The organism is Dysgonomonas termitidis (genome assembly GCF_042654545.1).
Lineage (GTDB): Bacteria > Bacteroidota > Bacteroidia > Bacteroidales > Dysgonomonadaceae > Dysgonomonas > Dysgonomonas termitidis.
On sequence record NZ_JBHSGN010000095.1, the window covers coordinates 16,732 to 30,375 of the forward strand.

The window sequence follows — 13,644 nt, forward strand, 5'->3', positions numbered from 1 at the left end:
AAAATATTAAATTCCAATATTTTTCGCAAGGATTTTATTCTTTCTTCATTTCTATATGCGGTATGCCGTCTTCGAGATACATCTCACTTGTTTGTCTGAAACCAAGGCTTTCATAGAACCTTTTCAGGTATAATTGCCCGGATATCGTGATCTTTGTTTCACCGAATACAGACTCTTCCAGTCCGATGGCCTTTTTCATCAGTTCGTTCCCATAGCCGTATTTCCTGTATTCCTCTGCTACAATTACACGACCGATACTGGCCTCGTCAAAATAATCGCCGGATCTGAATATGCGGCAATAGGCAGCCAGTTTATTGTCGACGTAGCCGTGCAGATGCAGCGCTTTCTGGTCCTTATAGTCCAGATCGAGGTAGGGCGCATCCTGTTCTACCACGAATATCTTGCACCGCAGATGTAATATATCATATAATTCGTTTATCGTAAATTCGTCGAAGCGGTTTACTTTCCAATGTATATCTTTTTTCATAGATTTTAATTTGGGTGCAAATATAATCCCTTTTTAGGGCAAACCACTTCCTAAAAAATAACTTATTAACTTAGAGGCTGTGTTTTTACCAGTCTGACCTCCGGTATTATGGGGGTGTAGTTGTAGTGTCTATCCTGCGCAACAAGAGACCGGACTGAATCTACTTCTTAAAAACCAGATATACTGCCGCAATAAGGAAGACAAAAGCAAGTACATGGTTCCATTTGAACGTTTCAGTCTTAAACGCCAGCGTGCTGAAGAGAACGAAAACGGTGAGAGTAATAACTTCCTGGATAATTTTAAGCTGCATCAGGGAAAAAGGCCCTCCGTTACCCTGGAAACCCAGGCGGTTTGCCGGAACCTGAAAACAATATTCGAAAAATGCGATACCCCAGCTGATAAATATCACACCAAAGAGAGGGAGTGCGGCGAACCATAAATATTCTTTCATTTTCAGATGCCCGTACCAGGCGAAGGTCATAAACACATTGGATACGACCAATAATAATATTGTATATAAGCCGGCAAGATTCATAATTGTAATAGCATTAATATTTTGCGACGCAAAAGTAACTCAAATTTTGAAAACAAAGACTACATATCTATTTATTATTTCGGCAATTAAAGCTATAAAAACAGCTGCGATTTCGGGGTGCATCGTTAAATTCTATACATCACTTATAATATCTTATAATTTTAAATTCTTATCTTTGAAATCATTAATAATCAGTAGTCAATTTATGAAATCGGTATTTATTTATATAGTGCTTTCCTTCTGTTGCTTACCAGTTGCATTTTCTCAGACATTGGCGGAAGCAAAAGACCTTTACCTGAAAGGGGAATATGCAAAGGCTCTCCCTGTATTTGAGGCAGAATATGCGGCTAAGCCCAACGATGCTAATATCAACCACTGGTATGGGGTATGCCTGTTCGAAACAGGTGGCGACCGGGTACAGGCAGAGAAAAACCTGTTGTTTGCATCACAAAAAAGAATACAGGATTCGTTTTATTATCTGGGACAACTGTACACAGGCGAGTTCCGGTTTGCCGAAGCTACCGAAGCTTTCAATAAGTATGAATCCATGCTGAAAAAGAAAGATGATGACGCACGTGCCCGCCTCGAAGAGAAACGCAAAGAGATGTCACGCCTGAACCGTGTGGTGTCCAATACTGAGGATATACAGATAATAGACAGCGTGGTAGTGGATAAAACTACTTTCCTGTCGGCCTACAAGTTGAGTCATAGCTCGGGACGCCTTGATTATTTTGATAAGGTTTTTACTTCCAACAAGCGGGTGGAATCTACTGTCTATTTTAATGAAAAGGAAACGAAGATATATTATGCGCAGCCGGAAAGGAACGGTTCGTACACTTTATATTCAATGGAGAAATTATTGGATAAGTATGGTAATGAGAAGAGACTCTCGGCTACCAATTTCAACCTGACAGGCGATCTTAATTATCCTTACGTCATGGCCGACGGGGTTACTATTTATTTTTCAGCAAAAGATTATGATAGCCTGGGAGGATATGACCTGTTTGTTTCGCGCTACAATATGAATAACGATACCTATCTTGCGCCCGAACGCCTGAATATGCCATTCAACTCGCTTTACAATGATTATATGATGGTTGTGGATGAAGAGAAAGGGATAGGATGGTTTGCTTCCGACAGGTTCCAACCCGAAGGTAAAGTATGCATTTATACCTTTATTCCGAACAAGATCGTGAAAATCGTAGAGAGCGACGATGAAAAATATATGGCCGGCAGGGCCCGTATCACATCTATAAAAGATACATGGCTGAAAGGACAAAATTATTCGCAGCTAATCGCCCTTGCCCGTAAGGCGCCTAAAGAGGAGGTAAAAGTGATACGTGATTTTGAATTTGTAATCAATGACGGAAATACATATTACAAACTTGCCGATTTTAAGGATAAAACTGCCCGTGATACATATTTCAGAGTGGTGCAGATGAAATCGGACTTGAAGTCTGTATCTGAGAAACTGGATAATCTCAGAAGTATATACGGTAAGTCTTCGCAGGAAGCCCGGCGTACGATGACAACAGAAATCATCGATTTGGAAAAGAAACAGGATCAATTGCAACGACAGATTCCTCCATTGGAAGTACAAGCCCGCAATCAGGAAATACAGAGCCTGCAATAAGTTTTCCGGCTTAGGATAAGAAAATAATATGGAGTAAGGCAAAAGTATATTAATGCCTTACTCCATATTGTTTTTTATCAGGGGCTGTTATTTATGAGATCTGCCCAAATAATAAGATAACAGCAGTGACCCTGCCTGCAAGGCAACTAATACCCAGAAGGCATTCTGCCTTCTGTTTTTTCGTTTCAAAGCTTTAAGTTCTTTCGTCTCTTTATCATTTAGTTCAAAATCTTCCATAATCCTCGGGTTTTTATAAATCGGTTGTTAATTTAATTCGCTTATTTTATAGAAACAATCGAATGTCTGATTTTGATTAAAAATAGTGCGAATTTTTCTTTAATTAAGAATTTACGGGTATAAATAAAAAAGCGGATCGGTAGCTTTTTCAAAAGAAGTTTATCTATATAATAAGCTATTAGCCTTTAGCTGTTAGCTTATGGTTCTTTGAAGTATTGATTAAAGCAGTTACGAGTTTGCCTCGCCTTCGCTTCGGCGAATGTTATTTCTTCGCCCTGCGGGCAGTTACGAGTTACAAGTTAGTTCACTGTTTACTGTTCACTGAAACAAGTGTTACCTTTGTTACCTTTTGCGCCTTAGCGTCTCTGCGTGAAATACTGTTTACTGCTAACTGTTTACTGTTAACTGATATATCTGTTACCTTTGTTACCTTTTTGGAGAAAGACACGAGAGACAGGTTATTAACTACTCCCTGACGAGATGCTTCGTTTCTCTCAGCATGACAAACCACGATACTGTTTACTGCTAACTGTTTACTGTAAAAAGTGTCAACTTTGTCAACTTTTAGTAAGCATCACTAATACAAGACCGGAAACGATCAGCTACCGGCGAATAATTAATTATTATCTGACATTTTGTCAAAAACATCAGCCTGGCAAATATTTTGAACAAGTGTAAACAGACAATAGTTATATAAAATACAAGCAAACAGAAAAACTAAACATATGAATTTCAATAATTTTACAATCAAATCTCAGGAGGCGATACAAAAAGCCATTGAGATCACAAAAGAAAAAGGCCAGCAGTCTATAGAACCGGCACACATACTTATGGGAGTAATCATGACCGGGGAGAATGTCGTGAATTTCCTCTTTCAGAAACTGGGAGCAAATCCCGGTCATTTGACGAATGTGTTAAGCAAGGAGATCGATTCCCTTCCGAAGGTTTCGGGAGGAGGTGAGGCGTTCCTCAGCCGCGAAAGCAATGCTGCACTGGATAAAGCTGCCGAATATGCAAAGAAGATGGGTGACCAGTATGTTTCCCTCGAACATATATTATTAGGTGTATTATCAGGCAAAAGCACGGCGGCGCAGATGCTCAAAGATGCAGGTATATCCGAAAAGGAACTGCAACCGGCCATCAATGAACTACGTAAAGGCACGAATGTAACCAGCCAGACTGCCGAAGATACTTATCAGTCACTGGAAAAATATGCTATAAACCTGACTCAAAGAGCCAAGGACGGAAAGCTGGACCCCGTTATCGGCCGCGATGATGAGATACGCCGTGTGTTGCAGATACTTAGTCGCCGCACCAAGAACAATCCTATACTGATAGGCGAACCGGGTACGGGTAAAACCGCTATTGCCGAGGGGCTTGCGCATCGTATTGTACGGGGTGATGTTCCTGAAAACCTGAAAAGCAAACAGATTTATTCTCTGGATATGGGCGCGCTGATTGCAGGGGCGAAATATAAAGGAGAATTCGAGGAACGGCTGAAATCTGTAGTCAACGAAGTTACCAAATCGGAAGGGGAGATTATCTTATTTATCGACGAGATACATACATTGGTGGGCGCAGGTAAAAGTGAGGGAGCCATGGATGCTGCCAATATTTTAAAGCCGGCTCTGGCCCGTGGGGAGTTACGTTCGATAGGTGCTACTACACTTGACGAATATCAGAAATATTTTGAAAAGGACAAAGCATTGGAACGCCGTTTCCAGACTGTAATGGTGGATGAACCAAGTGAGGCCGATGCAATCTCCATCCTGCGGGGACTGAAAGAAAAATATGAAAACCACCATAAGGTGCGTATCAAAGACGAGGCTATTATTGCTGCCGTGCAACTGTCGAGCCGTTATATATCCGACCGCTTTTTGCCCGACAAGGCTATCGACCTGATGGACGAGGCTGCGGCAAAACTGCGTATGGAAGTAGATTCCGTACCGGAAGAACTGGACGAAAAGAGCCGCCGTATCAAACAACTCGAAATAGAACGTGAAGCTATACGCCGTGAGAATGACAAGTTGAAAGAACAAGAGCTATCGAAAGAAATAAGCCGGCTGAAAGATGAGGAAAAAGACCTGAAAGCCAAATGGCAATCGGAAAGGGAAGTCATCAATAAGATCCAGCAGAATAAGATAGAGATAGAAAATACCAAATTCGAAGCGGAAAAGGCCGAGCGCGAAGGCGATTACGGAAAGGTTGCCGAACTCCGTTACGGCAAACTGAAAGAATTGGAAGATGGTATCGGTAAATTGCAGGGACAACTACATGAAATGCAGGGAAATCAGGCAATGATAAAAGAGGAAGTCGATTCATATGATATTGCTGATGTGGTTTCCCGCTGGACAGGCATCCCTGTCAACAGGATGCTGCAAAGCGAACGGGAGAAATTACTGAACCTCGAAGTGGAATTGCACAGGCGTGTTGTGGGACAGGATGAAGCTATTTCTGCCGTATCAAATGCGATACGCCGTAGCCGTGCAGGACTGCAAGACCCCAAACGTCCCATAGGCTCGTTTATCTTTCTGGGTACGACAGGTGTCGGCAAGACCGAGCTGGCGAAAGCCCTCGCCGAATTCCTGTTCGATGACGAGAATATGATGACCCGTATCGACATGAGCGAATATCAGGAAAAATTCAGTGCTACCCGGCTTATCGGGGCACCTCCGGGATATGTAGGTTATGACGAAGGGGGACAATTGACAGAAGCTATCCGCCGTAAGCCGTATTCGGTAGTATTGTTCGACGAAATAGAAAAGGCGCATCCCGATGTTTTCAATATCTTGTTGCAGGTATTGGACGATGGGCGTCTGACCGATAATAAGGGCCGTGTGGTAAACTTCAAAAACACAATCATCATCATGACGTCCAATATGGGCTCCCCATTGATTCGTGAAAACTTCGCGGGAATAACACCCAAGAACCATGAAGAAGTAGTAGAGAGAACCAAACGGGAAGTGCTGGATATGCTGAAAGTGAATATGCGTCCCGAATTCCTGAACCGTATCGACGAGACAGTTATGTTCGAACCATTAAATCTGGCACAGATAGAACAGGTTGTCCGCATGCAGCTCGAAAGCGTAGTGAAAATGCTGAAAGGCAACGGGGTGAAACTGGAATTTACAGAAGAAGCTATTGCCGGGATAGCGCAAATGGGTTATGATCCAGAGTTCGGGGCACGTCCTGTTAAGCGTGTTATCCAACGAACCGTTCTGGATACATTATCAAGGCAACTGCTCGCCGGAACAGTGGATAAAGAAAATCCAATTATAATAGATATGAAGGATGGGGAGTTGAGCTTCAAGAACTAAAGATGTGGATATAAGAAATCCGGTCGATTAGCGAATCAACCGGATTTTTCCCGTTTTTTTGGGAAATATACTGATTGCCTGAAAATCTACCGGAGCAACTTCTTTAAATAAAAAAATATTCTTGTGATTTTTTAATACATTTGTACGACAAGTACTTATAGTAGTAATAAAATCATCTTAACTATGAAAAGGAAATCATTCTCATTGAACATCATCGTTTTATTCTGTTTGACCCTGGGGTTGGCAACCTCATGCAACAAGGCTCCGGTAGCTGCTCCGGTCTTACCTCTGGAAGATTTTTTCAGGAATCCCGAAAAATCTTCTTATCAGATATCTCCTGACGGGAAGTACTATTCTTATACCGCTCCTTACCAAAAGAGGATGAATATCTATGTGCAGAAAATAGGACAAGATTCAGCGATAAGAATTACCTCGGAAACAGAGAGGGATATTGCCGGATATTTGTGGGGTAATAATAATCGCATCCTGTTCCTGAAAGATACCGGAGGTGACGAAAACTATCAGCTTTATGGCGTTAATATAGACGGCAGTAACCCTCTGCCACTTACTGCATTCGAAAAAGTGCGGACTCAAATCATTGATGACCTGCCTGAGATAGACAGTGAAGTCATTATCGGGCTGAATAAAAGAAACCCTCAGATATTCGATCCTTACCGTTTGAATATTGAGACCGGAGAGTTGACAATGCTTGCCGAAAATCCGGGAAATATTCAGGGATGGATGACCGACCATGATGGCAAATTACGCGTTGCCATGGCACTTGACGGAGTGAATCAGAGCCTTCTGTACAGGGATAAAGAAGAGGACGCTTTCAAGGTACTTATAACCACCAGCTTTAAAGAAACCCTCGATCCGTATTTCTTTACATCTGATAACCAGAAACTGTATGCGACATCGAATATCGGCAGAGACAAAGATGCATTGATCATATTCGATCCTCAGACAATGAAAGAAGATGAAAAGCTTTATGAAAATGATAAATACGATATATCCGGAGCATCATATTCTCTAAAGGACAAGAAGTTGCAGCTGGTTGCATATCAGGGGCACGATGGTATAAAACGCCATTTCTTTGATGATAAATTGAAAGGCATATATGATAAGATATCCTCTAAGGTAGAAAACAGGCCGTTTGGCATTAACAGCAAAAATAAGGATGAGAATATGCTTATTGTCCGCACATACAATGACAAGACACCGGGAGCTTATTATGTCTATGATGTGGAAAAAGACGTATTGACACATATCGCCGATATTTACCCGTGGCTGGATGAAAACAACATGGCTACAATGAACTGTGTTACATATAAAACACGTGATGGTCTGGAAATAGAAGGATACCTGACACTGCCGAAAGGATATACCATGGAGACTGCGAAGAACCTGCCTGTAGTGGTTAACCCGCATGGAGGGCCTTGGGCCCGCGACGGATGGGGATTCAATCCTGAGATACAGTTCCTGGCAAACAGGGGGTATGCCGTGTTCCAGATGAATTTCCGGGGTTCTACCGGATTCGGTAAAAAATTCTGGGAAATATCATTTAAGCAATGGGGGAAAACAATGCAGGACGACATTACGGACGGTGTGGAATGGCTGAAAGCAAAAGGGATAGCCAATCCTGATAAAATAGCCATATATGGTGGAAGCTATGGTGGATACGCTACTTTAGCAGGCCTTACATTCACCCCTGATCTCTACACTTGCGGAGTGGACTATGTAGGAGTATCGAACCTGTTTACATTCCTGAATACGATACCTCCATACTGGAAACCGATGCTGGATATGATGTATGAAATGGTAGGTGATCCAAAGAAAGACAGCCTTCTGCTTGCCGGTTCTTCTCCGGTATTTCATGTAGATAATATAAAAGCTCCACTATTTATAGCGCAGGGTGCAAACGATCCACGTGTAAATAAAGACGAATCGGACCAGATGGTGGCGGCTCTGAAAAAACGAGGAATAGAAACCGAATACATGGTAAAGGATAATGAAGGTCACGGATTTCATAACGAGGAAAACAGATTCGATTTCTATCGTGCTATGGAGAAATTCTTGGGAGAACACTTGAAAGAGAAACAGGAGGCAGAGACGAAATAACATCCTCTATATATAATAAGAATGGGTAACCGCTAAGCTACCCATTCTTATATTTTCTTATCTGCGTATTATTTACTCTCTTTTGCGTTATTTAATTCATATTCAACGCGGTCTTTGATGTATTCTACCTGATTCTTACCTACATCGGCAACATTTTTCAGGTTCCGTTTTGCTTTGCTGGCAAATTTATTCATATCGTCGCAAAACCCGTCTAATTTACCTTGCTTATACAGTCTGCTTACTGCGTAAATTGCTGCTGCCCCCAGGGCTGCTCCTATCAATACTTTCTTCATAATTATCCGTCTTTTATCAATTAGTAATTCTATTCTTTCTTCCGGCTAAACAGGGATATTATCCAAAGCAGCACAATAGCGCCGATTGTGGACATTACCAGATTACCTATAATACCATTTACACCCAGACCAAGCAACGTAAATATCCATCCTCCGAGCAATCCTCCGACGACTCCGACTATAAGGTTAAGGATAAGACCAAAACCACTACCTTTCATTATTTTACCGGCTATGAACCCGGCTAGTATACCGATTATGATTGACCATATAAATCCCATATTTTCTTATATTTACTTGTTAATATTGTGAAGTCTTCAATCTCCTGCAGTTAGTTGCTTTTACAAAAGCAATCATTTATATAACATACGGAATGTTAAAAAAGTTCTCTGTTGTTTTTAATATATAGAAAATCCGGCTATATAAGAAAGAGGGCTATCCTTACGAACAACCCTCTTCCTTACTTATAATTTCAACGCTTTTATTTTCCTTGTTCTGCGTCTTTGATCATCTTCTCATTAGGAAGGATGTAGATTTCAACGCGACGGTTCTGGCTTCTTCCTGTAACAGTGCTATTGTCGGCAACAGGCTGGGTGGAACCGAACCCTTGGGATACCATACGGCTGCCTGAAACTCCTTTAGATTGAAGGAAATTGTAAACCGATTGTGCACGTTTTTCAGACAATGGATTGTTTATGGCATCACTACCGGTGTTATCGGTGTGACCGTATATCTGAACATCTGTATCAGGGTTGTTTTTCAAGGATGTTGCAAAACTTGTCAATGCACTTTGAGAAGCGGAATTCAGTGTGCTAGAGTTAGTAGCGAACAAGATTCCTGATTCGAAAGTAACTTTGATAGCCTGCCCGTCATTGATAGACTCAACCTGGGCTCCATTGATTTGTTCCAATTCTTTCTTTTGTTTTTCCATTTTGTTCCCGATAACAGCACCTGCAGTACCTCCGACTACAGCTCCGATACCTGCTCCCCATGCAGCACCTTTGCCGCCACCGATAATGGCTCCGATGCCAGCACCAAGAGCTCCGCCTGCACCTGCTCCGATACCACCGCCTTTTACTGTATCACTAGCTCCACAACTAGAAAATATAACTGCGCAACTCATAAATATTGCTGCAAGAATTGAAAACTGTTTCATAATTGATAAAATTTTAATAATTATTTGTATACTTTTTGTTTGTGATATTTTCTCTATTCAAATATTCCGATAGAATCGCAATAAGCAAGTTCTCCCTGTATGATAAAGGCTATTTCATCTTCCGCGAAATTATTCACTTTATCCTTCTTTGTATATTTCAGGACGTAGGCGACAATTTCATCTTCATCGATGTCTACTACCGATTCTTCATCGGTTTCATCATTCATAAATCCTTTTTCATCATAGAAGTCATACACTATATCGATGATATAATTTATCTCATCGTTCGTATATTTTCCTTTCATTTCCTGGGGAAGATAGTTCTGTATAAACTTTACCGCATCATCTTCGTCGTACTGTATAAGGTCTTTCTCGCTGTTCATTATTGTTGCTTTTTACTTACAAATATATGTATAACTTATAACAAAGTAATAAGTGCTATGTTCAATGAACGAAATAGTTTTTACAGACTAAGACAGTTTGAGTTGTCATTCTGTTTGTGTTAAAAAACGTAGCAAATATACAATTTATTTCTTTTTTAAAACAAGATATGCCAAAATAATCAACGGCAGTATCATTATTCCGATATATAATGTATGGATCTGGAGTATTACCGGTGCAAAAACCACAGCGAGGATAAGCCCTACAGCCGCACCTCCGAGATGTGCGTCATGTCCGATATTCCCTTGTCGTGTCTGCATCGCGTATATGGAATATCCGAGATAGAGTATGCCGAAAAGCCATCCTTTCATGGGGAGGATGAACATCACACCGAGCGTCATATCCGGAAACAAAGCGATAGCGGCGAATAGGACACCTACGGCTCCACCCGAAGCCCCGATGGCGCTGTAATAATATTCCTTACGGTGAACCCACAAAGACAACAGGCCTCCTCCTATGATGGATAAGAAGTAAATTGTCAGATATTGCCAGATACCCAGAGATTGTATGATTACACCGGAGAAGAAATATAAAGTCATCATGTTAAAAATGAGATGCATATAATCGCCATGCAATGTTGCTGAAGTCAATAACCGGTCCCACTGCTTCGATTTTCCCAATATAGCTCCCACCTGGAATTTATATCTGTCGAAGAAGGCCATGTCATTAAACCCCTTGATACTGGTAAGCACTGTGAGCACTATGATAATGATAGGTAGTATATCCGCAATATTGAATGCCATGTATCGTCAATTTTAAATATTCTGAGCAAAGGTATAAAAAAGAGCATATAGTTGTTGATTTTGATTCCGAAAGATATAAATTTGATTTTTGTCACAGAATACCTCAATAAATATCGCTTAATAACGTTTATCTGATAACAACCTAAATAGCGAACAGATGAAAAGAGCCATCATTCTTCCCCTCTTGTTTCTATGCATACATACCTTTGCGCAAGCACCCATCAAAGGCATTGTTGTGGATAAGGATACAAAGAAGCCTGTTCCGGACGTTATTGTCCAATACGGAACCTCATCGAAAGAATATGCATATACCAATGCCGGCGGACAATTCTCTATACCCGCAACCAGCGAGGATGTCATCTACTTTCAATCCATCGGCTACAAATCCAGATCAGTATTGAAGTCTGCTCTGCGCCAACAGCCGACTGTTATGATGGAACTCAATCCGGTCTCCCTCAATCCGGTTGTTATCAACCCGTATGATGCCGATATGTTGCTGGAGGAAGTGATGCTCAATACCAAAAGGAATCTGGTCACAGACCACTCCATCGGATACTTGTTACATTTCCTGCAAACAAAAACTACCGACACCCTCCAAAACGAGATATACCTCAAATACACAACCATTCTGGATGAAAAAATATTGAAGAAGTCCTTAAAAAAGGAGCGGATACCTTATACATACAATATCGTAGATATCAGGCGGCTGCAAAAATCCGTAACTCCTACGTCAGAACTTTACGGGGCCGAGTATCATGCTTCGCACCTGCTCTCGTTCGGTAAAAGTATTAACAATGAAACAACACGTACATATACATCCGACAGTTCTCTCATCATACTGAATATAGAACCTCTGGCCGGGAAAGAAGGCTGGGCGAATGGAGAGGTGCGGATCAATAAAAGCGATATGACTATTAAGTCGATGGAGATAGAATCGGTCGATTCTATCCTGGCCTCGCAACCTGCAAAAAGATATCTGGGAAAGATGGTCCGGATACTGAGGAAAGTAGGGCGTTTCGAATTTGCAAAAGCCAGCAATGGCAAATACTACATGAAAGATTGCTATACTTATTATAAATTCAGGGCGGTGAACGAATTTGGACAGGAAGAAGATATAGTTTACCACTGTGAGGTTAATTGTATAGGCACTGTTGATAAAATAAAAATAAAGAGAAGGAAATTGAGCGGATACTGCCAGGAACTGTTCTATTTTCCTGATTCTACTCAGGATGACTTCTGGACTTTCAATCATAATTCCAATTCCGGTTGGAATAATTACAGTTTTACCGGAGAACTTTCTTTAGGTGACAACTCTCCTAGAAAAGCAAAGGGTGTATCGTTCTATCTGGGAAAGTCCGTTATGCTGATACCATTAGCAGCTTTGCTAATCTTTATATAGCCTGTAAATAAAAAGAAAAACAAAACGTAACAGATATATCAGTTAACAGTAAACAGTTAGCAGTAAACAGTATTTCACGCAGAGACGCTAAGGCGCAAAAGGTAACAAAGGTAACACTTGTTTCAGGGAACAGTAAACAGTGAACTAACTTGTAACTCGTAACTGCCCGCAGGGCGAAGTAACTCGTAACTGCTTTAATCAATACTTCAAAGAACTATAAGCTAACAGCTAAAGGCTAATAGCTTATTATATAGATAAACTTCTTTGAAAATACGACTTGTTTCTCCAATAATTTTCGTTAAGTTTGCATGTCACTGTTAGGGGTGTTCTTTTTTTAAAAGAGCTGAGATTAAACCCTTGAACCTGATATGCTGTAATGGGCATCGTAGGAAAACGGTCGTATTTTAGATTAGCAGTTAATAACAAATATATATCTATAAGCCGTTTCGTACTATTCGAAGCGGCTTTTTATTTTAATATTTCCGGATATGATTGATATTCAAAAATTAGTGAGGGATTTAAATACTGTCAGAAGTAAATCCCCTTTGATTCATAACATCACAAATTATGTGGTGATGAACAATACAGCTAACGGCCTGCTGGCAATAGGTGCGTCTCCTGTTATGGCGCATTCGCTCGAAGAAGTTGCCGAAATGGCAAGTATAGCATCTGCTTTAGTAATAAATATCGGAACTCTTGAGCCTGAATGGGTGAAGGCCATGCTAACAGCAGGTAAGACAGCGTTAAAAAAGAATACTCCCATCGTTTTCGACCCGGTAGGAGCAGGAGCAACCTCATACAGGACAAAAGTATGTAAACAGATAATTGAAGAGTGTAAACCTTCAGTTATACGGGGAAACGCCTCCGAAATAATGGCTTTATGGAATGCCAATGTACAGACTAAAGGTGTTGACAGTACCGATTCTTCGGATTCTGCGCTCGATTCGGCTAAGGCTCTGGCCCGGCAAACAGGTGCGGTAGTCGTTGTCAGTGGACAGACAGATTATATTACCGATGGAGAGAATACCCGCACCGTAGAAAATGGTAATCCGATGATGGCCCGTGTTACGGGGATGGGTTGTACGGCTACGGCGGTTGTCGCGGCCTTTGCCGCAATCAATGGCGATATGCTGGAAGCCGCCACACATGGTATGGCTGTTATGGGTGTTGCCGGAGAAATTGCCGCCTGTAAGTCTTCCGGAAACGGAAGTTTGCAGGTCAATTTTTTGGATGAGCTTTACAATCTTGATGAGGCTGCCATAAGGAATAATATAAAGCAATCGTAATT

The 13,644-nt window shown here is 41.3% G+C and carries 13 protein-coding genes and 1 riboswitch; of the genes, 5 read left to right on the forward strand and 8 right to left on the reverse strand.

All coding sequences use genetic code 11. From position 1 onward, the window contains the following. Positions 1–34: 34 nt before the first annotated feature. Together ACFO6W_RS16535 and ACFO6W_RS16540 are read right to left on the reverse strand one after the other, a co-directional pair. On the reverse strand, positions 35–487 hold the full coding sequence (locus ACFO6W_RS16535; protein ID WP_379998418.1) for a GNAT family N-acetyltransferase: 453 nt from the start codon (positions 485–487) through the stop codon (positions 35–37). A gap of 160 nt (positions 488–647) precedes the next feature. Beyond that, entirely contained in the window at positions 648–1,022 is a 375-nt protein-coding gene (locus ACFO6W_RS16540) for a DMT family protein (protein WP_379998420.1), read from the reverse strand. Positions 1,023–1,227: 205 nt separating this feature from the next. Between ACFO6W_RS16540 and ACFO6W_RS16545 the strand changes: the two genes are divergently transcribed. Next, positions 1,228–2,655: a tetratricopeptide repeat protein gene (locus tag ACFO6W_RS16545; RefSeq protein WP_379998422.1), complete on the forward strand. Its 1,428-nt coding sequence runs from the start codon at positions 1,228–1,230 to the stop codon at positions 2,653–2,655. Positions 2,656–2,742: 87 nt separating this feature from the next. On the opposite strand, the gene ACFO6W_RS16550 is transcribed toward ACFO6W_RS16545, so the two are convergent. Further along, positions 2,743–2,892 (reverse strand): hypothetical protein, encoded by a 150-nt coding sequence (locus ACFO6W_RS16550; RefSeq protein WP_006800180.1) that lies wholly within the window; start codon positions 2,890–2,892, stop codon positions 2,743–2,745. A gap of 725 nt (positions 2,893–3,617) precedes the next feature. On the opposite strand from ACFO6W_RS16550, the gene clpB reads away from it, so the two are divergent. Both clpB and ACFO6W_RS16560 read left to right on the forward strand, forming a co-directional pair. Next, positions 3,618–6,209, forward strand: coding sequence for an ATP-dependent chaperone ClpB (clpB, locus tag ACFO6W_RS16555; protein ID WP_379998424.1), 2,592 nt, complete (start codon positions 3,618–3,620; stop codon positions 6,207–6,209). Between the two features lie 183 nt (positions 6,210–6,392). Next, positions 6,393–8,327 (forward strand): S9 family peptidase, encoded by a 1,935-nt coding sequence (locus tag ACFO6W_RS16560; RefSeq protein WP_379998426.1) that lies wholly within the window; start codon positions 6,393–6,395, stop codon positions 8,325–8,327. A 68-nt stretch (positions 8,328–8,395) separates the two neighbouring features. Here ACFO6W_RS16560 and ACFO6W_RS16565 read toward each other — a convergent pair whose 3' ends face one another. From ACFO6W_RS16565 to ACFO6W_RS16585, 5 genes are all read right to left on the reverse strand, one after another. Beyond that, complete coding sequence (locus ACFO6W_RS16565; RefSeq protein WP_379998427.1) at positions 8,396–8,620, reverse strand: hypothetical protein; 225 nt, start codon at positions 8,618–8,620, stop codon at positions 8,396–8,398. A gap of 29 nt (positions 8,621–8,649) precedes the next feature. After that, on the reverse strand, positions 8,650–8,898 hold the full coding sequence (locus ACFO6W_RS16570) for a GlsB/YeaQ/YmgE family stress response membrane protein (RefSeq protein WP_291107119.1): 249 nt from the start codon (positions 8,896–8,898) through the stop codon (positions 8,650–8,652). 200 nt (positions 8,899–9,098) lie between these two features. After that, positions 9,099–9,773 (reverse strand): YiaD family glycine zipper/OmpA-like lipoprotein, encoded by a 675-nt coding sequence (locus tag ACFO6W_RS16575; protein ID WP_379998428.1) that lies wholly within the window; start codon positions 9,771–9,773, stop codon positions 9,099–9,101. A 53-nt stretch (positions 9,774–9,826) separates the two neighbouring features. After that, positions 9,827–10,156, reverse strand: a complete 330-nt coding sequence (locus ACFO6W_RS16580) for a hypothetical protein (RefSeq protein WP_379998430.1) — start codon at positions 10,154–10,156, stop codon at positions 9,827–9,829. A 144-nt stretch (positions 10,157–10,300) separates the two neighbouring features. Continuing rightward, positions 10,301–10,957: a rhomboid family intramembrane serine protease gene (locus ACFO6W_RS16585; RefSeq protein WP_379998432.1), complete on the reverse strand. Its 657-nt coding sequence runs from the start codon at positions 10,955–10,957 to the stop codon at positions 10,301–10,303. Positions 10,958–11,114: 157 nt separating this feature from the next. Between ACFO6W_RS16585 and ACFO6W_RS16590 the strand changes: the two genes are divergently transcribed. After that, positions 11,115–12,356, forward strand: a complete 1,242-nt coding sequence (locus ACFO6W_RS16590; RefSeq protein WP_379998434.1) for a peptidase associated/transthyretin-like domain-containing protein — start codon at positions 11,115–11,117, stop codon at positions 12,354–12,356. A 309-nt stretch (positions 12,357–12,665) separates the two neighbouring features. Continuing rightward, positions 12,666–12,765: riboswitch (TPP riboswitch) on the forward strand. Between the two features lie 79 nt (positions 12,766–12,844). Continuing rightward, positions 12,845–13,642 (forward strand): hydroxyethylthiazole kinase, encoded by a 798-nt coding sequence (gene thiM / locus ACFO6W_RS16595; protein WP_379998436.1) that lies wholly within the window; start codon positions 12,845–12,847, stop codon positions 13,640–13,642. The last annotated feature ends 2 nt before the right edge of the window (positions 13,643–13,644 follow it).

Excerpts from the sequence above, each read along its gene's own strand:
- clpB (WP_379998424.1), top strand. The coding sequence starts at position 3,618 with ATGAATTTCAATAATTTTACAATCAAATCTCAGGAGGCGATACAAAAA.
- ACFO6W_RS16575 (WP_379998428.1), bottom strand. The coding sequence starts at position 9,773 with ATGAAACAGTTTTCAATTCTTGCAGCAATATTTATGAGTTGCGCAGTT.
- ACFO6W_RS16570 (WP_291107119.1), bottom strand. The coding sequence starts at position 8,898 with ATGGGATTTATATGGTCAATCATAATCGGTATACTAGCCGGGTTCATA.
- ACFO6W_RS16590 (WP_379998434.1), top strand. The coding sequence starts at position 11,115 with ATGAAAAGAGCCATCATTCTTCCCCTCTTGTTTCTATGCATACATACC.
- ACFO6W_RS16580 (WP_379998430.1), bottom strand. The coding sequence starts at position 10,156 with ATGAACAGCGAGAAAGACCTTATACAGTACGACGAAGATGATGCGGTA.
- thiM (WP_379998436.1), top strand. The coding sequence starts at position 12,845 with ATGATTGATATTCAAAAATTAGTGAGGGATTTAAATACTGTCAGAAGT.
- ACFO6W_RS16540 (WP_379998420.1), bottom strand. The coding sequence starts at position 1,022 with ATGAATCTTGCCGGCTTATATACAATATTATTATTGGTCGTATCCAAT.
- ACFO6W_RS16535 (WP_379998418.1), bottom strand. The coding sequence starts at position 487 with ATGAAAAAAGATATACATTGGAAAGTAAACCGCTTCGACGAATTTACG.
- ACFO6W_RS16565 (WP_379998427.1), bottom strand. The coding sequence starts at position 8,620 with ATGAAGAAAGTATTGATAGGAGCAGCCCTGGGGGCAGCAGCAATTTAC.
- ACFO6W_RS16585 (WP_379998432.1), bottom strand. The coding sequence starts at position 10,957 with ATGGCATTCAATATTGCGGATATACTACCTATCATTATCATAGTGCTC.
- ACFO6W_RS16545 (WP_379998422.1), top strand. The coding sequence starts at position 1,228 with ATGAAATCGGTATTTATTTATATAGTGCTTTCCTTCTGTTGCTTACCA.
- ACFO6W_RS16550 (WP_006800180.1), bottom strand. The coding sequence starts at position 2,892 with ATGGAAGATTTTGAACTAAATGATAAAGAGACGAAAGAACTTAAAGCT.
- ACFO6W_RS16560 (WP_379998426.1), top strand. The coding sequence starts at position 6,393 with ATGAAAAGGAAATCATTCTCATTGAACATCATCGTTTTATTCTGTTTG.